Genomic DNA, 22189 nt, shown 5'->3' with positions numbered 1-22189 from the left:
GGCGCCGGCACGGGTCTTTAGCGACCGACGACCCGTGCTAGCTTGGTCCCACCTCAGGTGTAGGAGGCGGACCATGCCTTGGTCGAAACTAGCGCTCGCACTCATCCTGACGCTCCCGTGGCTGGCACCGAGCGCCTCGGCGCAAGGCTCCACCATCCCCGAGCGTTACGCCACCACGGTGTCGGACACCGACTACCCCGGCAACGACATCGCCTCGCTCTTCGACGTGACGCTGGAGCAGTGCCAGGCCAACTGCCTGCGCGAGGGCGGGTGCGTGGCCTTCACGTTCAACGTTCGCCAGGGCGCCTGCTTCCTCAAGGAGAACCTCGGCGAGCCGGTGCCGTTCGTCGGCGCGCTCTCCGGCGTTATCACCGGACAACCGGCGGACGCGCTGCAACGGGCCGAGGCCGCCGCCGCGACGCTCACCTTCCTGGACACGAGCGACCTCACCGCCGCCCGCGAGCAGGCTGAGACGCTGGCCGAGAGCTACCAAGCAGAAGGGCGGACGGAGGCAGACTGGCTGGCCGCCGCCCAGGCTCAGGAGCCCGCCGACGCCGTGGCCGCGACCGGCGCCGCCGTGACCGTGGCGGACAGCGGCCCGGCTTGGCTCGCGCACGCCCGCGCCCTCGCAGCTCAGGCCGCCAAGGACCCGGACAGGCGTTACACGCTGAACCGCCGCGCCTTCCTGGCCGCGCTCAACGCCACGCTGCGCCTGCCCGAGTCGGACCGCGCGGCCGCGCTTGTCGTGCTCTCGCAGACCCTGGAGGCGACCTTCCGCGGCCAGGCCGCGCTGGAGGCCATGCGCCTGGCCGACCGTCTCACCCCGGGCGTCGCCCCCGAGGAGCTCGCGCGCCTGCGCGAGGCGTTCGGCTTCCGCGTCCTCTCGCACGACGTCGACGCCAGCACCGCCGCGCCGCGCATCTGCGTGACGTTCTCCGAGGACCTCTCACCGGCCCGCGACTACGCGCCCTTCGTGCGCCGCACGGCGACCGCGCTGGCGCTCGAGGTCGAGGGGCAGCAACTCTGCGTCACCGGCGCGGTCTACGGCAAGACCTACGACCTCACGCTGCGCGCCGGCCTGCCGAGCGCCGGCGGCGACTCCCTGGCACGCGACGTGCCGCTGACCGTCTACGTGCGCGACCGCGAACCGACGGTGCGCTTCCCCGGCCGGACCTACGTGCTGCCCGCCGCCGGCCCCCGCGCGCTACCGGTGGAGACCGTCAACGCCGACCGCCTGGAGCTGCGCCTCCTACGCGTGTCGGACCGGAACGTCGTCACCGCCATCCGGCAGGGCAGCTTCCTCCAGGCACTGAGCGCCTGGGACGGCGCGCGCTTCGAGGACCTGCTGACCGAGCCCGTCTGGGACGGCGAGGCCCAGCTGATCGGCGACCTGAACAACACCACGACGTCGCTACTGCCGCTCGACGACGTCGGGGCGCTCGCCCCCGGCGTCTACGTGCTGCGCGCGAGCGTGCCCGGCGCGGACCCGTACGACACCCCGCCCGCCACGCAGTGGTTCCTCGTCTCCGATCTGGGCGTGACCACCCTGGCCGGTACGGACGGCCTGCACGTGGTCGTGCAGCGCCTGTCGGACGGACGGCCGGTCGCTGGCTTGCACGTCGAGCTGGTGGCGCGCTCGAACCGCGTGCTCGGCGAGGGTTCGACCGACGCCGAGGGGCACGCGATGTTCCCGGCTGGCCTGGCGCGTGGCACGGGCAACGCCGCCCCGGCTCTCGTGCTCGTCGAGGGCGCCGACGACCTGGCGGTGCTGTCGCTCGAGGAACCGGAGTTCGACCTCTCGGACCGGGGCGTCGCCGGGCGCCTCTCCCCCGGCCCGCTGGACGTGTTCATGACCACCGACCGTGGCGCCTACCGCCCCAGCGAGACCGTCCACCTCACGGCCCTCGTGCGCGACGCGGGCGCGCGCGCCGTCAGCGGTCTGCCGCTGACTGTGCTGCTCGTCAGGCCGGACGGCGTCGAGCACGCGCGCGTCGTCACGGACGGCGGCGTGGCGGGCGGGCACGTGGCGGCGTTCTCGCTCGGGAGCGACGTGCCGCGCGGCGTGTGGCGCCTAGAGACCTACGCCGATCCGGACGCCCCGGCGCTGGCGGCCAAGACCGTGCTGGTCGAGGACTTCCTGCCGGAGCGGAGCGACTTCACGCTGACGCTCGGCGACGGCGCGCCGGTTGACGTCTCTGCCCCGCCCGACCTCAGCCTGGAGGCGCGCTACCTCTTCGGCGCGCCGGCCGCGGGCCTGACCCTGTCGGGCAGCGTCGGCGTGGCCACGACCTCCGAGCTGGCCGACTGGCCCGGCTACTCCTTCGGGCGCCACGACCAGCGCGTCGACACGCAACGGCGCGTGTTCCCCGCGGGCCTGACGACGGACGCCGCCGGGCGGCTGGCAGCGCCGTTGCCGCTCGCCGGCCTCGAGCTCGACGCCCGCCCCTACACGTTGACCGTCCAGGCCCTGCTCCTCGACGGCTCCTCCCGCCCCGTCGAACGCGACCTCACGCTCCCCTTGCGCCCGACCGGCCCGGTCGTCGGCATCCGCCCGAGCTTCGACGGCGCCGTGCCGGAGAACGGCGAGGCGGGCTTCGACCTCGTGCTGGTGGCGCCGGACGGCGCCGTGCTGGACGGCGAGTTGCGCTGGCAGGTCGATCGCGTGCTGACCCGTTACCAGTGGTACGCGGTCGACGGACGCTGGTTCTGGGAACCGGTCACCGAACGCCAGCGCGTCGGCGAGGGCACTGTGAGCGTGGTGGGCGGCCCGGGCCACGTCTCCGTGCCCGTCACGTGGGGCCAGTACGAACTGCGCGCCACCTACGACGGTGGCACGTCCGCCGGTCAGCCGCAGGCGTCCACCCGTCAGGCGGGGAGCTTCGCGACCGCCTCCGTGGCCTTCTCCGCCGGCTGGTACGGCGTCGACGCCACGCGCGACACGCCCGACCTGCTCGAGGTGTCGCTCGACGCGGCCAGCTACGCCCCCGGCGACGTCGCGCGCCTGCGCATCGTGCCGGAAGGCGCCGGCACCGCGCTGGTGGCCGTGCTCTCCGACCAGGTGGTCGACCTGCGCCTCGTCGACGTGGACGGCGAGACGACCGTAGACCTGAACGTGACGGAGGAGTGGGGCACGGGCGCCTACGTGGTCGCCAGCCTCGTGCGCCCGAGCGGTGCCGCGGGCCACGTGCCCGCCAGGAGCCTGGGCGTGGCGCACGCGGCGGTGGCGCCCGGCGAGCGCGCGCTGGACGTGACCCTGACCGCGCCGGCAGCAGCCGACCCGCGCGGGCGGCTGAACGTGGTGCTGAGCGTGCCCGACGTGCCGGACGGCCAGGCGTTCGCCACCGTCGCGGCGGTGGACGTCGGGGTGCTCAACCTCACGGGCTTCGCCGCCCCCGACCCGCAGGGTTACTTCTTCGGCCAGCGCCGCCTCGGCGTGGCCGTCCGCGACCTCTACGGGCGCCTGATCGACGCGAGCCAGGGCGCGCTCGGCCAGGTGCGCTCCGGCGGTGGCGCCGAGACCGAGGCCGTGAACGCCGGCCCGGCGCCGGCCGAGGAGCTGCTGGCGCTGTTCTCCGGCCCAATCACGCTGGTGGACGGGCGCGCGGAGCTCGGGTTCGACCTGCCGGCCTTCAACGGCACCGTGCGCCTGATGGCCGTGGTGTGGAGCGAGGCGGCCGTCGGGCAGGCGCAGGCCGACGTGCTCGTGCGCGACCCGGTCGTGGTGCAGCCGAGCCTGCCGCGCTTCATGACGCCCGGCGACGCGAGCCGCCTGCGCATCGAGCTCACCCACGCGAGCGGGCCGGCGGGCGAGATGGGCCTCAGCGTCGAAGGGTACGGCCTGGGCGAGGCGCCTGCCGCCGTCACGCTGGCCGCCGGCGGGCGCGCCGTCGTGGACGTGCCGCTGCAGCCGGCGGAGGCGGGCGAGTACACGTACCGCATCGCCCTCACCACGCCCGACGGGCGCGTGCTGGAGCGCGAGGTGCGCTTGAGCGTCCGCCATACCGACCCGGAGACGGCGCGCACCGAGCAGTTCGTGCTGGCGCCCGGCGAGACGTTCCTCTTCGACGCGGCCGCGCTCGCCGGCTTCCGGCCCGGCACCGCGCGCGCGACCCTCTTCGCCGGCGCCGGCGCGGCGCTCGACCAGCCCGGCCTCGTGCAGCGCCTGCTCGCCTACCCGTACGGCTGCACGGAGCAGCTCGCCTCCACGCTCGCGCCCCTCCTGTGGGCACCCGGCACGGTACGCGAGCTGGGGCTCCTCACGGACGCCGAGGCGCGAAGCAGGGCGCAAGACGCCGTCGACCGCATCCTCACGCGCCAAGGGCGCACGGGAAGCTTCGGCCTGTGGGGTGCCGGCGACTACGACTACGACCTATGGCTGGACGTCTACACCACCGACGTGCTGCTGCGCGCCGAGGCGCAAGGGCTGAGCGTGCCGGCTACGCCCATGCGCATGGCGCTCGACAACCTGCGCAACGAGGTGGCGCAGGCTGGGACCCTGCAGGGCGGCGCCGCCGGCTACGCCTACGCTTTCTACGTGCTGGCGCGCGCCGGCGAGGCCGCCATCGGCGACCTCCGCTACTACGCCGACACACTCGCGGAACGCTTCGACACGCCCCTGGCGGCGGCGCACCTGGGTGCCGCGCTGGCGGCCTACGGCGAGGTGGAGCGCTCCGAGGCGCTGTTCGCCCGCGCGCAAGACCTGGCGCTCGCCCCTACCGACGACGGCGGCTGGCGGGCCGACTACGGCACGACGCTGCGCGACCGCGCCGGGCTCCTGGCGCTGGCGGTCGAGGCCGGTAGCAAGGTCGTCGACCGCGTGCGGCTCGCCAACCTCGTCGCCAACGGGGCGCCTGCCAACCTCCTCTCCACGCAGGAGGCGGCATGGGCGCTGCGGGCCGCGGTCGCGCTCGGCGAGCAGAGCCAAGGGCTCGTCGTGGACGATCGGCCCGTGGCGGGCAACGTCGTGCGGCTCTACGCCGGCGCGCCCGCCATCCTGCGCAACGACGGCGCCGAGGACGTGCTGGTCACGCTGACGACCTTCGGGGTGCCCGAGGTGGCGCCGGAGGCCGGGGGCGTGGGCTACACCATCACTCGCAGCCACTACACCCCGGACGGCGCGCCGGCCGACCTCGGCGCCGTGAAGGTGGGCGACCGCCTCGTCGTCGTCCTGGAGGTGCGGCCGGACCGCGGCGTGGCCGGCGGGCGGCTGATGATCGACGACGCGCTCGCGGCCGGCTTCGAGATCGACAACGCCAACCTCCTGCGCGAGGGCGACATCCGCGCCTTCGACTGGTTGAGCGTGCCGTTCACCGCGGACATGACCGAGGCGCGTTCCGAGCGCTTCCTGGCGGCGGGGACGTGGACGTCCGAGGAGCCGCTGCGGCTCGCGTACGTCATGCGCGCGGTCTCGCCGGGCACGTTCCGCTACCCGGCGGCCAAGGTCGAGGACATGTACCGGCCGGGCAACTACGCGCTCAGCGCCACGGACGTCGTGACGATCCGGCCGTGAGCCCGCGCGCGCTCGCCAGGCGCTCGGCTGGTCCGGGCAGCCAGGTGCCCGGCGAGCCGGCACGCCGTCCCACCGCGCCTGACCAAGCATCGGGGCGGGCCTCGCGCCGGGCGCGCCTCGGCCTAGCTACGCTCGTCGTGCTGGCGCTCGCCCTCGGCGGTCGGCTCGCCTTCGACCGATGGGTGGCGACGACGATCCTGCCGCCGTTGCCTGTCCCCACCTCCGTCGAGGTGCTGGCGCGCGACGGCAGGCTGCTGCGCGCCTTCACCGTCGGCGACGGGCGGTGGCGGCTCGGGGTGGCGCCCGAGCAGGTGGACCAGCGCTACCTGGCCATGCTGGTCGCCTACGAGGACCGACGCTTCTACCAGCATCATGGCGTGGACCTGCGCTCCGCGGCGCGCGCCGCCGTCCAGATCGTGCTGCACGGGCACGTGGTCTCGGGCGGCTCGACGCTCACGATGCAGGTCGCACGCCTGCTCGAGGACGGCGCCACGGGCTCGTGGTCCGGCAAGTTGCGGCAGGTGCGCGTGGCGCTGGCGCTGGAACGGGTGTTGTCCAAGGACCAGGTCCTCGCCCTGTACCTGCAGCTGGCGCCCATGGGCGGCAACCTCGAGGGCGTGCGCGCCGGCAGCCTCGCCTGGTTCGGGAAGGAGCCGGAGCGCCTGACGGAGGCCCAGGCGGCGCTGCTGATAGCGCTGCCGCAGGCGCCCGGCCTCCGCGCGCCGGACGAGCACCCGGATGCCGCCGCGGCGGCGCGCGACCGGGTGCTGGAGCGGGTCACCACGCTCGGTATCGTCCCGCGGGAGGCCGCCGCGGCGGCGGCCCGTGAGGCGCTTCCGACGGCGCGCCGGCCGTTCCCGAGCCTCGCCCCGCACCTGGCGGACCGGCTGCGCGCGACCGAGCCCGACCGGCAGGTGCACCTGACGACGCTGGACGCCGACCTGCAAGCCGCGCTCGAGGAGGTCGCCGTCACTGCGCTGCGCGACCTGCCGGCGCAGGCGACGCTCGCGCTGCTCGTCGCCGACCCCGACAGCGGGGCCATCCTCGCCAGCGTCGGCTCGGCCGACTACACGAGCGAGGAGCGCCGCGGCTTCGTGGACATGACGCAGGCGCTGCGCTCGCCCGGCTCCACCCTCAAGCCGCTCGTGTACGGCCTGGCCTTCTCGGACGGGATCTTGCACCCCGATACGCTCCTCGACGACCGGCCGGAGGACTATGGCGGCTATGCGCCGCAGAACTTCGACGGCACCTTCAGGGGGCCGGTCAGCGCCCGCGGGGCGCTGCGGGCCTCGCTGAACCTCCCGGTGGTGGCGCTGGCCGATGCGCTGGGCCCGGCGCGCGTGCTCGCGGCGTTACGGCAGGCGGGCATAGAGGCCGAGGTGCCTGGCGGCACGCCGGGCCTGGCCATCACCCTCGGCGGTATCGGCGTGAGCCTGCAGGGGCTGGTGCAGCTCTACGCCACGATCGCGCGTGGCGGTGAGGCGGTGGCGCTCCACGCCACGCCCGGTGTGGTGCCGCGGACAACGGGTTCCCTCGGCGCGACCGACCCGGAACCTCAGGTGCCTGGTGCCGTCGCGGCCGATGCCTCGCCAGGGGCGGCCGCGCGGCTGCTCACCCCGCAGGCCGCCTGGCAGGTGGCGGACATCCTGGCGGGCATACGCCGCGCCGCGCCGCTGCCCGACTGGCAGTTGGCGATCAAGACGGGCACGTCGAGCGGTCACCGTGACGCCCTCGCCATCGGCTTCGACGGCGCACGCGTGGCCGGTGTGTGGGTGGGCCGCGCGGACGGCACGCCGGTGCCGGCCATCACCGGGGCCGACGTGGCCACGCCCGTGCTGTTCGAGGTCTTCGCGCGCCTAGGAGCGAAGCCGAGGCCGCTGCCGCCCGCGCCTCCCGGAACGCTCATCGTGGCGTCCAACGGCGAGTTACCGCCGCCACTGCGGCAGTTCGGCGCGCGGCTGGTCGCGGTAGACGACGCTCCGAAACTCGTCTTCCCGCCGGACGGGGCCGCCGTAGTCCCCTTGGCGGGCGGCGTCCTGGCACGCGTCGAACGCGGCCGCGCGCCGTTCACTTGGTTCGCCGACGGCGCGCCCGTTGCGGTCGGCAGCTACGAGCGCGAGACCCGCCTGGCGCTGGACGGACCCGGCTTCGTTACGCTCTCGGTGGTGGACGCGGAAGGCCGCGCGTCGCGGGTGCAAGTCGAGTTGCGCTGAGCGCGCGGCTCCCGCCGCCGAGAAGGACAAGACGCGCGAACCCCTAAGCGCCCCCGAAGCGCTCCAACACCCGCGCCGCCCGCAGCGTCACCCAGCGACTGGGCTTGCCACGGCCCGGGTCGAGGGCGATGCCGTGGTGATCGAAGCTGTACGGCTCACCCAACGACCACCGGCCGTCCTTGCGGCGCCTGCGCCTGACGATGTCCAGCGGTTCGTCCAGCCGCGGGTCGCGCCCGCGCCCGGCGGCCCGCAGATGCTCGAGCGCGCGCAGCACGTCGTAACGCCAGTAGGCGGGGAACGGGAAGCGCGTCCAGTACGTGTCGATGACCTCGCCCGTGCTGGCGCGCCTCAGGAGCCGCCGTTCGAGAAGGTACTCCTCGGCACGCAGCCGGGCTTCCGTCACGGCGGGCGCGGCCTGCACCGAGCGCTCGTACTCGAGCAGACCCTCGAGCACGCAGATGGTCGTGTGGAACGACGAGCGGACCGAGCCGTTCTCGGCCTCGCAGTTCCAGCCGCCGTCGGCGAGCTGCTCGCTAAGCAGGCGGTCGACCAGCTTGGAGGAGGCCGCACCGAAGTAGGCCCCGACGGCCAGGACGCCGCCGTTGATGCACGGCTCCACCTCGCCGTCGAAGAACGGGGCGTTGCCCCAGAACTCCCAGCGCACGCCCGCCTGCACCCTGGCGACGGCGCGGCGCGCCTGCTCGCTCCGAGGGTCGAGCCCGCAGTGCCTGAGGAGCTGCAGCGTGTAAAGCGTGGGCGCCAGCGGCCACTCCGCCCTCGCGACGCGCCACTGACCGTCGTCGTGCTGGCGCGCCAGCAGCTCGGCGCCCCAGCCTCGCGTAGCGACTTCGGCGCGCTCCGGCGCATACTGCTCCGCGGGCGCGCCCGCCAGGTCGCGCAGGGTCTGCCACCTTATCGCTGGGTCGCCGCGCAGCAGCCAGTTCACCGTCGAGCTCTCAGTAGGCATGGCGGCACGATAGAGACACGGGGCAGCCGCGGTCAACAGCTCAGCGGGTCCCGCGTGGATGCTCGGAGCAGATGACGCCGGGCTCACTCGACCTTACGTCACGTCGGTCTGCTCTAGGCTCCGTTCCGAACTCCGACAGGTACTACCTCTCGCCCCGACCCGCATCCTGACGATCCCGCGCCGCCAGCCGGTCACGCGCGGCCCCCGGCAGCCGCAGCTCGGCTACGAGCATGGCGAGCAGGATCAGGGCGGCCCCGATCCACCCCAGCGTGCCCAGCCGCTCGCCCAGCAGCACCGCCGCGAAGCCCGCGGCGAAGACTGGCTCGAGCACGAAGATCAGGGCGGCGAGGTGGGCTGGCACGACGCGCTGGGCGTAGGTCTGGACGATGGCGATCAGCGCCGTGGCCACGACCGCCAAGTAGACGATCGCCAGGTACGTCTCCGCGGGGACCGTGGGCAGCTTGCCCGCCTGCGGCGCCGCCCAGAGCCAAGCCAGGGCCGCCATGGGCAGGTGCTGCATCATGGCGAGCGACGTGCCGCGCACCTTCCCTGCCACCTCGCCCAGGTACACGATGTAGAGGGCGTAGCACAGGGCGGTGGCCAGCATGAGGATGTCGCCGGCGTTGACGGACTCGACGCCCTCACGCAACGTCATGAGCGCGAGGCCTACCAGCGCCACGACGGCCGCCAGGTAGACGCGGCCTGAGAGCGACTTCTTGAGCCAGGCGCGTGCCACGATCGGCGTGAGGATGACAGACAACCCGGTGATGAAGGCCGCGTTCGAGGCGCTGGTGATGGCGAGACCGGCCGTCTGAGCTGCGAAGCCGGTGAACGACAACGACCCGAGCACCAAGGCGGGCACCAGAGCCCGCCGGTCCCACTTCGCCCATGAGAGCAGCAGCGCGGCGAGAGTGAAGCGTAAGGCCAGGAGGAGCGGCACGGGGATGGTGTCGAGCGCCTCCTTGACGACGACGAAGGTGCTGCCCCAGATGAGCGTCACGAGAACCAACGACAAGACGCCGACCGTGGGAGACACGCGTCCGATCATCGCACGGGGCGGCTAGACGGAACCGAGGAGCAACGCCATCACCGCCTGCTGCATAGGCAGCAGGGCGGCCTTGAACTCGTACCCGACGAACGCGGGGTGGGCGGTGGCGTCGGCCGCTACCTCTCGCCCGCGCACGAACGGCGGGCATGGGGCGAAGCGCGCGCCGGCCGGCGCTAAGCTCAAGACCGCCGCGGTCACTCGGTAAGGGGCGAGCGCCTCGGTGTGAGGCCCTGGGGCGTCCGTGACGATGACGTCGGCCCGCGAAACGGCGTCCGCGAGGTCGCCTTCCCACCTCGCGCCCGGAACGGCGAGTTCCCGCGGGCAGCACTGCACTAGGTCCAACCCGAACGCCGCCGCCGCCTCCGACCACCCCCTCGCGATGTTGCCGTCCGCGCCGACGAACAGGTAGCGCAGTCCCAGCGGGTCGGCCGTGGCGGAGAGCGCGAAGAGGTCGGACAGGACCTCGCACGGGTGGTTGACGTCCGTCATGGCGTTGACGACGGGCAGCGCCCCGGCGGCGGCCAGCCCTTCCAGTACGCCGATGTCCTTGTGGCGCGCCACGAGGATGTCGGCCCACTGCGCGAGGTAGCCGGCCACGTCGGCCGGCGCCTCGGGCTTGTCGAGCGTCTCCGGCGGGAACGTCACCGGTTGCAGCCCCATGCGCGTGGCTCCCAGCTCGAACGCCATGCGCGTGCGGAGGCTGGTGGGCGGGAAGAACAGCGCGGCACAGCCGTCGTAACGCGGCCCCTCACCGTCGCGGTACGCCTCGGCCAGCGCGAACAGCTCGTGCAGGTCTCGAAAGAGTAGGTCGCCCAGGCGCAACAGGTGCCGCATGGCTCGAGGCTAACTCATGCGGGGCGACCACGCGCTGCTAGCATGTGGTCATGTCACCAGCTTTCCGCGTCGGGCACGGCCAGGATGCCCACCGCCTCGCACCGGGCAGGCCGCTAGTGATCGGCGGCATCACGGTCCCCTCCGAGCGCGGCGCCGACGCCCACTCGGACGGCGACGTGCTCCTGCACGCCCTGGCGGACGCGCTCCTCTCCACGCACGCGCTCGGTGACATCGGCAAGCTCTTCCCGCCCACGGACCCGGCCTTCGCCGGCCTCGACAGCCGGACCATCGTGAAGCGCGCCCTGACCGACCTCGAAGAGCGCGCCGGGGCCGCGCACGTTACGAACGTCGCCGCCGTGGTCACGCTCGACGCGCCCAAGCTCGGCAGATACCGGGACGAGATCGCCGCGTCCGTGGCGAAACTGTTAGGCATAGGACCCGACGCCGTTGGCATCACGTTCAAGACGAGCGAGGGGCTCGCGCCCGATCACGTGCAGGCCAGCGTCGTGCTCGGCGTCGTGATCGCTTAGGCAAACCGCCGAGGCCGGGCCTGCACGGCCCGTCACTCCCCCACCGATACGGCCGGCACCACCTCGACGCCCTCTCGCAGGGGCCACCGCTCCTCGCCCGGGTACAGCACGTCGGCCCGCTTCAGCTCCAGGTCGGTCAGCGACTGCCAGAAGCCCTTGGCAACTGCCGGTGCGGATGAGTACTTCATCTCGTATCCCCGTGTCGGTCGCCGCCCGCGGGACACCACCAGGTCCAGTTCCGCGCCGGCGGCCGTCCGATAGAAAGCCGCATCCCTCGGCTGGTCGATGGTGAGGAGCTGCTCGATCAAGAAGCCCTCCCATGACGCCCCGACGACGGGGTGACCTTGCAGGTCGTCCAGGTCCGATATGTCAAGGAGCGCGTGCAGCAGCCCCGAGTCGCGCATGTACACCTTCGGCGACTTGACCAGGCGCTTGCCGAGGTTCGCCTGGTACGGCTCCAAACGCCGCGCCAGGAACGTTCCAACCAGTACATCCAGGTAGGACGCGACCGTCGGCGGGCTGACGCCCAGACTACGTGCCATCTCGCTCGCGTTCCATAGCTGTGCGTGGCGGTGTGCCAGCATCCGCCAGAACCTCCGCAACGGCTCGGCACGAAGGTCTATGCCCAGCGCCGGCACGTCGCGCTCCAGGTAGGTGCGGATGAACTCGGAGCGCCACTCCGACGACTCCTCGTCGGAGGCGGCGAGGTAGCTCCCGGGGAACCCTCCGCGCAGCCACAGGCGCAGCAGGTTCTCCTGCGTACGGCCTACCTCGTCGATCGTGAAAGGCGCCAACTCCAGATAGCGGATCCGGCCGGCCAAGGTCTCCGCCGACTGCCGCAGGAGTTCGGGCGAGGCGGAGCCCAAGAGTAGGAATCGCCCTGGGCGGCGGTCGGCGTCCACCAGCGCGCGCAGCACCGGGAAGAGTTCGGGAACCCGTTGGATCTCGTCCAGAACCACGAGGGCTTCTGTATAGCGACCCAAGTACAGTTCCGGGTCGGCAAGCCTTGCCACGTGGGACGGCAGCTCCAGATCGAGACGGAGCACATCACGGTCCGCGCGCTCGGCGATAGCGGCGGCCAACGTAGTCTTCCCGACCTGGCGTGGGCCGAGCAGCGCGACGACGGGGAAGCGCGCCAGCGCCTTCTCGACGGTCGGCTGCAAGCGCCTCTGAACCTTCATCCTTGCATATTAAAAGTCTGACTTTCAATTTACAAGGATAAGCACGCGCCTCAGACCCCCATCACCTGACGGCGGCGCCCCCCGGCACCCGCCCCTACAGCTCCTGCAACGATACGACCACGCGCCCGTCCGCCTCGAACGCCTGGAAGAGCTGGATCTTCTTCACGGCCGGCAGCGTCGCCCTGCCAGTGTGGAGGTCGAACGTCGCGCCGTGGTGGAGGCAGCGGATCTTGCCGTCCTCCAGCTCGCCGTCGCTCAAGGGGTAGCGCTGGTGCGTGCAGCGGTCGGGCAGGGCGAACAGCTCGCCGCCCTGCCTGATGACCACGATCTCGGTGTCCCCGACGACGCGCGCCGTTATGGAGCCCTCGGGGAACTCCTCGGAGGCTCCGACGTCGAACGCCTCCGCGGCTATGCTCACAGCTTCTCCTTCACCCCTGGCACGCCCAGCTTGGCCTGCACGACGCGCTCGACGTACTCGGCCACCTTCGGGAGCGTCACGCGGCTCATGACCTCGTAGAGAAAGCCCGTCACGAGCACATGCTCGGCGACCTCGGGCCGCAGGCCGCGGCTCATGAGGTAGAAGCGCTGGTCCTCCGGCACCGGGCCGGTGGTGGAGCCGTGCGAGCACTTGACGTCGTTCGCCGCGATCTCGAGCTGCGGGATGGACACGACCTCTGCCACCTCGTCGAGGAGGAGGTTGCGGTTCGTCTGGTAGGCGTCCGTCTTCTGCGCGTGCGGGTCGACGATGATCATGCCGGAGTAGACGGCCTGGCTCGCGTCGCGCACGGCGCCCTTGAACAGTACGTCCGAGAAGCCGCGCGGGGTCGCGTGATGCTGGAGCGTGAACTGGTTGAAGTGCTGGCCCTCGTCGGCGAAGTAGAGGCCGAGCATCTCGCTCTCGGAGCCGGGGCCCTCGAGGCGGCTCTCGACCTCGGCACGCGCCGCGTCGGCGCCGAGGCTGACGGTCACGGACTCGAGGCGCGCGTCCCTGCCAAGGTGCGCCCGCAGCTTGTTGATGTGGGCGACGTTGCGGCCCCAGTTCTGGAGGCTGACGTAGCGGAGCTTGGCGCCGTCCTTCAGCACGATCTCGGTGGCGGCGTCGAAGAAGAGGCGTTCGGCGAACGGCTCGCTCGTGTACTCGTCGATGAAGGTGAGGCGCGCGTTGACGTCGACGACGATGAGCGTGCGCCCGAGGCCGATGCCGCCTGAGTCGGCGGTCGTGAAGGCGCCGAGCGGCAGCTCGACCTCGACGTCCTTGGGCACGTACACGAAGGTGCCGTTCTCCCACAGGGCGGAGTTGAGGGCCGTGAACTTCGTCTGGCGCGCGTTGACGACGTCGTAGAGGTGCTCACGCACGAGGGCCTCGTGGTCGCGGAGCGCCGTGCGCAGGTCCGTGAAGACGACGCCGGCCTCCTTGATGGCGGCCTGGTGCATGACGACCTTGTTGCCCTTGTGGACGATGACGCCCTCGGCGTCGGAGTCGGCGATGCGCATGCGGATGCGCTCGGGCACGCTCTCGTCCTTTGGCGCCTTGGCGAGCTCGAGCCCGGAGAACGAGAAGCGCTTGAGCTGCGTGTAGCGCCACTCCTCCGTCTTCTCGGTCGGGAACGGCTGCTCGGCGTACGCGCGCAGCGCGGCGCGGCGCTCGTCGGCCAGCCACGCGGGCTCACGGTAGGCGGAGACGATGCTCTCGACCGCGTCCGAACCGACGGCGGGGTTGTCTGTCAGGGCAGCCACGTCAGCCGACGCTCCCTTCCATCTCGAGCTCGATGAGCCGGTTCAGCTCGACAGCGTACTCGAGGGGCAGCTCCTTGGCCACCGGGTCGAGGAAGCCGCGCACGATCAGCGCCATGGCCGCGTCCTCTGCCAGCCCGCGGGTCATGAGGTAGAAGATCTGCTCGTCGTCGAGCTTGCTCACGGTGGCCTCGTGGCCGACGTGGGCGGTCTTCTCGTTGATCTCGATGTACGGGAAGGTGTCGGTGCGGGCGTTCTCGTCCAAGAGGAGCGCGTCGCACTCCACGTTGGAGCGGGCGTTCGTCGCCCCCTCGTGGACCTGGACGAGGCCGCGGTAGCTGGAGCGCCCCGTGCCCTTCGAGATGGACTTACTGACCACGCTGCTCGTCGTGTTCGGGGCCACGTGGATGACCTTGGCGCCGGCGTCCTGGTGCTGGCCGTCCGTGGCGAACGCGATGGAGAGGACCTCCCCGTGCGCGCCCTCGCCGACGAGGTAGGTGCTGGGGTACTTCATCGTGACCTTGGAGCCGAGGTTGCCGTCCAACCAGCCCATGCTGGCGTGCTCATGGACCATGGCCCGCTGCGTGACGAGGTTGTAGACGTTGTGCGACCAGTTCTGGATGGTCGAGTAGCGCACGCTGCTGCGCTCCTGGCAGACGATCTCGATGACGCCGGAGTGGAACGAGTTGCTCGTGTACGCGGGGGCCGTGCAGCCCTCGATGTAGTGGAACTTGGAGCCGGGCGCGCCGATGATGAGGGTGCGCTCGAACTGGCCGATGTTCTCGGCGTTGAGCAGGAAGTACGCCTGGAGCGGCACCTCGACGTGCACGCCCTCCGGCACGTAGACGAACGAGCCGCCCGACCATACGGCCGAGTTGACGGCCGCGAAGTAGTTGTCCTCCGGCGGGATGACGGTGGCGAAGTGCTCCTTGAAGAGCTCGGGGTGCTCCTTCAGGCCCGTGTCCGTGTCAAGGAAGATGACGCCGAGCTTCTCCCACTCCGCCTTGAGCTTGTGGTAGACCATCTCGGACTCGTACTGCGCGCCGACACCGGCCAGCGCGCGCTGCTCGGCCTCCGGCACGCCGAGGCGCTGGTAGGTCTTGCGCACGTCCTCGGGGATGTCGTCCCACGAGCCGGCCGTGCCCTGCTTCTCGTTCGGCCGCACGTAGAAGAAGATGTCGTCGAAGTTCAGGTCGGAGAGGTCGGGACCCCACTTCGGGCGGCCCTTCTTCTCGGCGATCTCGAACGCGCGGAGGCGGAACTTGAGCATCCACTCCGGCTCGTTCTTCATGTAGCTGATCTGTTCGACGACGCGCTTCGTCAGACCGCGGTCGGACTTGAAGAAGTACTCTTCCTTGAGCTTGAACTCGTACTGCTTGGTGTGCTCCATCCCCTCGAGCTTGGCAGCGTCGGGGTGGACGGCTTGGGTGGTATCGATATGCAGGTCAGACACTCTGGTGTCCCTTCAGCCCTTCGCGTCGGTCGCCGATCAGGCGCCGACGGCCTCGCGGATCCACTCGTAGCCCTTCTGGTCGAGCTCCATGGCGAGCTCCTTCGGGCCTTCGCGCACGACCCTGCCGTTCACCATCACGTGCACCCTGTCGGGGACGATGTGGTTGAGGAGGCGCTGGTAGTGGGTGATGACGAGCGCGCCGAAGTTCGGGCCGCGCGCCGCGTTCACGCCCTGCGACACGACCTTGAGCGCGTCGACGTCCAGGCCGGAGTCGGTCTCGTCGAGGATGGCGTAGCGGGGCTCCAGCACGAGGAGCTGCAGGATCTCGGAGCGCTTCTTCTCGCCGCCCGAGAAGCCCTCGTGGAGGTTGCGCTCGATGATCGAGTCGTCCCAGTTGAGCTCCTTCACGGCGCGCTGGAGCTTCTTGTAGAACTCCATGACGCCGATCTCGTCGCCTTCCTCGCGGCGGGCGTTGAGGGCGAGGCGCAGGAAGTTCGCGATGGAGACGCCTGGCACTTCCACGGGGTATTGGAAGGCGAGGTAGAGGCCCTCGCGGGCGCGCTCGTCGGGTTCCATCTCGAGGATCGACTGGCCCTCGAGGACGATGTCGCCTTCCGTGATCTCGTACTGCGGGTCGCCGGCGATGACCTTGGCCAACGTGGACTTGCCGGAGCCGTTCGGCCCCATGAGCGCGTGGACCTCGCCGCGCGGCACCACGAGGTCTACACCCTTGAGGATCTCTTCCCCGCCGACGATGCGAGCGCGCAGACCTCGGATCTCCAGTTGCTTGTCACTCATACCTACACCTCTCACGGAAGGTCCGGAGCTGTTCGTTGCCTGGGTCGTGTAGCGGCGATCGCCACCAAGGGCAACAACTTGGACTCGTTCCGATTCTAACTCGGATCGGTTCTCGCGGGCGCGGTGGGAACACCGAGCGCCTCGCTTAGGTTTAAGGCTACCAAGTCGGCCGGTCGCGGCGCGCTCGCCCGGAACCGACGGCGCGACCGGGCCTCAGCCCCGACCGCGTTTCAGCCAGCCGAAGACGCCGCCCTTCGGGCGCCGCGCGCGCTCGCCCTCGGCACCCTTGCCGTGGTCGCGCCGCCGACCTTCGTCGGGCCGCCCGCCGCCGTCGTCTTCCCCCCCGCCGCGCCCGACCGCGCGGCTGCCGCGGCCGGTCACCCGCGTCTGCGCCGGCTCCGCCGTCCCGGAGCGGGAGGCCGACTCCCGCCGCAAGGCCGTCGCGGTGACCGAGCCGAGGGCCTCGCCGAACTCTACGGCGCTCGCGAACCTCTTCGCCGGGTCGCGCATCATGGCAAGAGCCACCACGCGGACGACTTCCGGCGAGAGCCCCTGCCGCAGTCCGCGCAGGTCCTTCGGCACGCCCGTCCTATGCGCCACCATGAGCGCGTCGTAGGAGTTCCCGGTGAACGGGCGCTCCCCGCCGATCACCTCGTAGGCGAGGACACCGAGCGAGTAGATGTCCGACCTGATCCCGGCCGGCTTCCCCTCGAACACTTCCGGGGCCATGTAGAACGCCGTACCCACGCGGTCGCTGGTGTCGTCGCTCATGAACATGCCCGTGCCGAAGTCGCCGAGCTTCGCGGCGCCCTCCGAGGTCAGGAAGACGTTGGCCGGCTTGACGTCGCGGTGCAGGACCTGGCGCTCGTGGCTGTGCGCCAGCCCGGCGGCGACGTCGAGGATGAACCGGTAACACCTGTCGAGCGGCATGAGCCCCTTCTCGAGGAGGAGCTGGTCGAGCGTGCCGCCGCGGCAGTACTCGAGGGCGAGGAACGCGCCGGGGCCGGTCGGGAACCCCTCGTACGCGCTCACCACCTGCGGCGAGGCGAGCTTGGTCGTGATGGCGACCTCGTTCTCGAACATGCGGCGCAGGACCGGCCGATGGGCCAGCTCGGGGCGCGGCAGCTTGAGGGCCACGTCGCCGAACACCGCGTGCCGCGCCGCGTAGACGTGCGCCGTCTGCCCCGATCCCAGACGGTTCATGACCTCGTAACCGGGCGGGACGAAGGGCGGCGCGGGCCGGCTCTCGTTCAGAGCGATACTTCCTCGCCGGGCGCCAGCACCACGCACGTCGTCCTGGAGGAGAGCTCGACCTCGCGTTTGAACGCGGCGGCGTCCTGGGCGATCAGGGGGAAGGTGCCGTAATGGACGGGCACGACGTAGCGGGGGTTCAGCAGCTTCACGGCCTCTACGGCGTCTTCCGGGCCCATCGTGAAGTTGTCGCCGATGGGAACGAACGCCAGGTCGAGGGGCTTGCGGCCGATCAACCGCATGTCGGAGAAGAGCGCCGTGTCGCCGGCATGATAGATGCGCTTGCCGGCCGACTCGAGGACGATGCCCGTCGGCATGCCGCCGTACGTGCCGTCCGGGAACGAGCTCGAGTGCCACGCCGGCGTCAGGGTGACGCGCCCGAACGGGAACGAGCGGCTCCCCCCGATGTTCATGGCGTGGTTGGTGAGGCCCAGCTTCCCGGCGTAGCCGGCCACCTCGGCCGTGCCGACGACGAGGGCGCCTGCACGCTTCGCGAGTTCCGGGGTGTCGCCCCAATGGTCGCCGTGAGCGTGCGTGATGAGGACGGCCTCTGGCGCGAGCTCGTCCAACGTCACGCCCGCGCGCGGGTTCTGGGTGACGAACGGGTCGAAGACGACCTCGTGGCCGTCGGCTACGACCTGCACGCCGGAGTGGCCGAGATAACGCAGCTTCATGGCTGCCGACCTCCTGCGCCCGCTACTCAGCGCGGACCGACGTGGAACGTGACCAGCGCGAAGTAGTAGACGACGACGCCGAGGATGGGGAGGGCGGCGACGCCGGCGGCCTCCTTGTAGCGCTTGATGGCGAACAGGCCGATGCCGACGACGATGGCCCCGACCACGACGAAGGGGTACGCCCAGAAGAGCGTGTTCCATAGCCCGCTCAACTGCTGCTGGACGATCGTGCCGCCGTTGCCCGTGGCCTTCAGGTTCGCGGCCATCGCCCAGAAGACCCCGATGATCAAGCTGCCGAGGAACCCGAGGATCATGCCGTACAGGCTGAGCAGGGCCGTGTTGTCCGGTTCCTGGGAACGTGAGATGCTCGCACTTGCCACTTCCGCCTCCTATGTTGCTGGCAACCAGCTTAGCAGCAAGCGCGCCGCGAAGCCCGGCGCCTGCGGCCGGCCTCCCGGCATACAGCCGGTCCGCGGACCTCTGGTACACTGTCACGTTTAGCGCCGCCACGTTGCAGCGCCGGCGAAGACCGCCCGCGCTCCCGGCGTGTTAGGGAGGCACCTTGCAGGACCTCGTCATCCGTGGGGCACGCGCTCACAACCTCAAGAACGTCGACCTGGTGCTGCCGCGCAACAAGTTCATCGTCTTCACCGGCGTGTCCGGTTCGGGCAAGTCGACCTTGGCCTTCGACACCATCTACGCGGAAGGGCAGAGGCGTTACGTCGAGAGCCTCTCGGCCTACGCGCGGCAGTTCCTCGGCATCATGGACAAGCCGGACGTCGACTCCATCGACGGCCTGAGCCCCGCCATCAGCATCGACCAGAAGACCACGAGCCACAACCCGCGCTCGACCGTCGGCACGGTCACCGAGATCCACGACTACCTGCGCCTCCTCTTCGCGCGCGTCGGCACTCCGCACTGCCCCGTCTGCGGGCGCGTCATCCAGCGCCAGTCGGCCACCGAGATAGTCGACCGGCTCGTCGAGCGCTTCGCCGGCAAGCGCGCCATGCTCCTCGCGCCCGTCGTGCGCGGCCGCAAGGGCGAGTACCGCAAGCTCTTCCTCGACCTCAAGAAGGAGGGCTTCGCGCGCGTGCGCGTCGACGGGGTGGTGCAGACCATCGAGCAGGCCCTCGAGGCCGACCTGGAGCGGCACGAGAAGCACGACATCGACGTGGTCATCGACCGCGTCGTGATCGACGAGAACGACCGCTCGCGCATCGCGGAGTCCGCCGAGCTCGCCCTGACGAAGGGCGAGGGCCTGCTGCGCGCCTTCCTGCCGGACGACGGCGTCGACGAGCTCTTCAGCGAGAAGTTCGCCTGCCCGGAGCACGGCACGTTCCTCGAGGAGTTGGAGCCGCGCACGTTCTCGTTCAACGCGCCGTACGGCGCCTGCAGCCACTGCAGCGGCCTGGGCTACCTCCAGCAGTTCGACCCCGAGCTGATCGTCCCCGATCCCAAGCTCTCGGTGGCCCAGGGCGCCATCGCGCCGTGGACGGGCGCGCGCGGCGACAACGGCAAGGTGTACTACTGGGACCGTCTGAAGGCGCTGGCCGAGTACCTCGACTTCGACATCGGCGTCCCGTGGGAGCAGCTCCCCGAGAAGGCGCGTGAGACCATCCTCCACGGCACCGAGGAGCCCATCCTCGTGGTCTACGAGCGCGGCGGGCGCGAGACCATGCGCTTCCGCGCCGAGTTCGAGGGGGTCATCCCGAACCTGCGGCGCCGCCTGAGCGAGGCGGCCACCGACGCCATGCGCGAGCGGCTCGAGGAGTACATGTCGCTCGTACCGTGCAAGGAGTGCGGCGGCACCCGTTACAAGCCCGAGGTGCTCGCCGTGACGGTGGCCGAGCGCAACATCGCCGAGGTCAGCGGCATGACCGTCCGCGACGGCCGCGAGTTCTTCGCCGGCCTCGGGCTGCAGGGCGCCGGCAACGACGTCGCGCGCCCCATCCTGCGTGAGGTCAACGCGCGCCTCGGCTTCCTCGAGGACGTGGGGCTCGACTACCTGAGCCTCGACCGCAGCGCCAACACCCTCTCGGGCGGCGAGGCGCAGCGCATCCGGCTCGCCACCCAGGTCGGCAGCGGCCTGACTGGTGTGCTCTACGTGCTCGACGAGCCGTCCATCGGCCTCCACCCGCGCGACAACGCGCGCCTACTGCGCACGCTCCTCAGCCTGCGCGACCTCGGCAACACCCTCATCGTCGTCGAGCACGACGAGGAGACCATGCGCGCGGCCGACTACATCGTCGACCTCGGGCCGGGCGCCGGGGTGCACGGCGGCAAGGTGGTGGCCGCGGCCACTCCCGAGCTGCTAGCGAAGGACAAGGAGTCGCTCACCGCCAAGTACCTGCGAGGCGACCTCAAGATCCCAGTGCCCGAGCGCCGGCGCGACGGGAACGGCAAGAAGCTCCTCATCCAGGGCGCACGCGAGCACAACCTGCGCGACATCGACGTCGAGATCCCGCTCGGCACGCTCACGTGCGTGACCGGGGCTTCCGGTTCGGGCAAGTCGACCCTCGTGCACGGCATCCTCCACGCGGCGCTCGCCAAGCAGCTCTACCGCGCCAAGGCCCAGCCCGGCGCCCACGCGCGCATCAAGGGCACCGAGCACGTCGACAAGGTCATCGAGATCGACCAGTCGCCCATCGGCCGCACGCCGCGCTCGAACCCCGCGACCTACACGGGCATCTTCACCGACATCCGCGACCTCTTCACGCGCGCGCCCGAGGCGCGTAAGCGCGGCTACAAGCCAGGCCGCTTCTCCTTCAACGTCAAGGGGGGGCGCTGCGAGGCGTGCAAGGGCGACGGCACCGTGAAGGTCGAGATGTACTTCCTGCCCGACGTCTACGTGCCCTGCGAGGTCTGCAAGGGCGCGCGCTACAACCGCGAGACGCTCGAGGTGAAGATCAGGGGCAAGTCCATCGCCGAGGTGCTCAACATGACGACGGACGAAGGGCTGGAGTTCTTCGAGAACATCCCCGCCATAGCGCGTAAGCTACAGCTCATGCAGGACGTGGGCCTCGGCTACCTCAAGATCGGCCAACCGTCGCCGACGCTCTCCGGCGGGGAGGCGCAGAGGGTCAAGCTCGCCAGCGAGCTCGGGCGCCGCGGCACGGGCCAGACGCTCTACATCCTCGACGAGCCCACCACCGGCCTCCACTTCGACGACACGCGGAAGCTCCTCGAGGTCCTCCACCGCCTCGTGGACGCCGGCAACACGCTCGTCGTGATCGAGCACAACCTCGACGTCATCAAGACCGCCGACTGGATCATCGACCTCGGGCCCGACGGCGGCGCGCGCGGCGGCACCATCGTGGCGGCCGGCACGCCGGAAGAGGTGGCGGCCAACGAGGCCAGCTCGACGGGCCAGTTCCTCCTGCACGTGCCGGAGGTGCGCGCGGCCGTGAGGCGGAGCGCGGCATGATCCGCAGAGCGCCCATGCCGCAACGCCTCTTCGCCGGGATCTTCTTCGTCCTGGCCGCGATCGTCTGCGCCGTGGCGCCCATGCCCCCCGTGTTCAGGAGCCTAGGGATAGTGCTCTCGGCGTACCTGGGCTTCTCCGCCGCCGGCATGCCCGTCGCCTACCTGTGCGCCCTGCTCGCCCCCCCGTTCGGGCTCATCGGCGGCGACCCGGACTGGCTCGTCATGCTCCCCATCGTGCTGAGCGGCAACCTGCTCGCCATGCTCGGGCTCGAGTTCGGTTGGCGCTACGGCGCGCTCGTCCTCTCGCCCGTCCTCCTCGTCGCGCCCGCCATCGTGTCGTGGCAGCTCTCCAAGAAGCCGCTCTTCGAGGTGGCGCTCCCGTGGCACGTCAGCGAAGGCGCCTGGGTAGCGCTGCACCTGCTCGTGGCCGCGTTGGGCGTGCTCGTCTCGCTCTTCCTCGACAGGCGGCGAGAGGCGCACGCGAGTGGCGGCGAGGACGAACCGCGCGCCGTAGACCCGCGCCGCGAGGCACGCGGGGGAGCCGGCCGGCCGGCCGCGCGCACGCGCTGAACCC

General features: G+C 71.1%; 16 protein-coding genes. 5 read left to right on the top strand and 11 right to left on the bottom strand.

Translation table 11 applies throughout. The annotated features are described in order from the left end of the window. Positions 1–73: 73 nt before the first annotated feature. Both M9914_06595 and pbpC read left to right on the top strand, forming a co-directional pair. On the top strand, positions 74–5509 hold the full coding sequence (locus M9914_06595) for an alpha-2-macroglobulin family protein (GenBank protein MCO5173847.1): 5436 nt from the start codon (positions 74–76) through the stop codon (positions 5507–5509). Then, positions 5506–7722: a penicillin-binding protein 1C gene (gene pbpC / locus M9914_06590; protein MCO5173846.1), complete on the top strand. Its 2217-nt coding sequence runs from the start codon at positions 5506–5508 to the stop codon at positions 7720–7722. The genes M9914_06595 and pbpC overlap by 4 nt, the downstream gene beginning before the upstream one ends. 43 nt (positions 7723–7765) lie before the next feature. Here the strand turns inward: pbpC and M9914_06585 are convergent, their stop codons facing one another. The 3 genes from M9914_06585 to M9914_06575 form a co-directional block, all read right to left on the bottom strand. Next, positions 7766–8689, bottom strand: coding sequence for a hypothetical protein (locus M9914_06585; protein MCO5173845.1), 924 nt, complete (start codon positions 8687–8689; stop codon positions 7766–7768). Between the two features lie 142 nt (positions 8690–8831). After that, positions 8832–9725, bottom strand: a complete 894-nt coding sequence (locus M9914_06580) for a DMT family transporter (protein MCO5173844.1) — start codon at positions 9723–9725, stop codon at positions 8832–8834. A 24-nt stretch (positions 9726–9749) separates the two neighbouring features. Continuing rightward, on the bottom strand, positions 9750–10571 hold the full coding sequence (locus M9914_06575; protein MCO5173843.1) for a hypothetical protein: 822 nt from the start codon (positions 10569–10571) through the stop codon (positions 9750–9752). Positions 10572–10621: 50 nt separating this feature from the next. Between M9914_06575 and ispF the strand changes: the two genes are divergently transcribed. Further along, the gene (gene ispF, locus M9914_06570; protein ID MCO5173842.1) at positions 10622–11101 is read left to right on the top strand and encodes a 2-C-methyl-D-erythritol 2,4-cyclodiphosphate synthase; all 480 of its coding nucleotides are present in this window, start codon (positions 10622–10624) and stop codon (positions 11099–11101) included. 32 nt (positions 11102–11133) lie between these two features. On the opposite strand, the gene M9914_06565 is transcribed toward ispF, so the two are convergent. The 8 genes from M9914_06565 to M9914_06530 form a co-directional block, all read right to left on the bottom strand. After that, the gene (locus M9914_06565; protein MCO5173841.1) at positions 11134–12282 is read right to left on the bottom strand and encodes an ATP-binding protein; all 1149 of its coding nucleotides are present in this window, start codon (positions 12280–12282) and stop codon (positions 11134–11136) included. A gap of 94 nt (positions 12283–12376) precedes the next feature. After that, the gene (locus tag M9914_06560) at positions 12377–12700 is read right to left on the bottom strand and encodes a Rieske 2Fe-2S domain-containing protein (GenBank protein MCO5173840.1); all 324 of its coding nucleotides are present in this window, start codon (positions 12698–12700) and stop codon (positions 12377–12379) included. Further along, on the bottom strand, positions 12697–14019 hold the full coding sequence (sufD, locus tag M9914_06555) for a Fe-S cluster assembly protein SufD (protein MCO5173839.1): 1323 nt from the start codon (positions 14017–14019) through the stop codon (positions 12697–12699). Before sufD ends, M9914_06560 begins: the two co-directional genes overlap by 4 nt. Before the next feature lies 1 nt (position 14020). Further along, on the bottom strand, positions 14021–15406 hold the full coding sequence (sufB, locus tag M9914_06550) for a Fe-S cluster assembly protein SufB (GenBank protein MCO5173838.1): 1386 nt from the start codon (positions 15404–15406) through the stop codon (positions 14021–14023). Between the two features lie 99 nt (positions 15407–15505). Next, positions 15506–16267, bottom strand: coding sequence for a Fe-S cluster assembly ATPase SufC (gene sufC / locus M9914_06545; protein ID MCO5173837.1), 762 nt, complete (start codon positions 16265–16267; stop codon positions 15506–15508). Between the two features lie 213 nt (positions 16268–16480). Further along, a complete protein-coding gene (locus M9914_06540) occupies positions 16481–17470 on the bottom strand; it encodes a serine/threonine protein kinase (protein MCO5173836.1) in 990 nt (329 codons plus the stop codon). Positions 17471–17517: 47 nt separating this feature from the next. After that, the gene (locus M9914_06535) at positions 17518–18192 is read right to left on the bottom strand and encodes a metal-dependent hydrolase (GenBank protein ID MCO5173835.1); all 675 of its coding nucleotides are present in this window, start codon (positions 18190–18192) and stop codon (positions 17518–17520) included. A 26-nt stretch (positions 18193–18218) separates the two neighbouring features. Continuing rightward, entirely contained in the window at positions 18219–18572 is a 354-nt protein-coding gene (locus tag M9914_06530) for a hypothetical protein (GenBank protein MCO5173834.1), read from the bottom strand. Between the two features lie 182 nt (positions 18573–18754). Here M9914_06530 and uvrA point away from each other — a divergent pair, with 182 nt between their 5' ends. Then, positions 18755–21616, top strand: a complete 2862-nt coding sequence (gene uvrA / locus M9914_06525; protein ID MCO5173833.1) for an excinuclease ABC subunit UvrA — start codon at positions 18755–18757, stop codon at positions 21614–21616. Continuing rightward, the gene (locus tag M9914_06520; GenBank protein ID MCO5173832.1) at positions 21613–22185 is read left to right on the top strand and encodes a hypothetical protein; all 573 of its coding nucleotides are present in this window, start codon (positions 21613–21615) and stop codon (positions 22183–22185) included. The genes uvrA and M9914_06520 overlap by 4 nt, the downstream gene beginning before the upstream one ends. Positions 22186–22189 lie beyond the last annotated feature (4 nt).

The organism is Trueperaceae bacterium, from assembly GCA_023954415.1.
Lineage (GTDB): Bacteria > Deinococcota > Deinococci > Deinococcales > Trueperaceae > JAAYYF01.
This window is presented reverse-complemented; position numbering and strand designations above follow the sequence as displayed.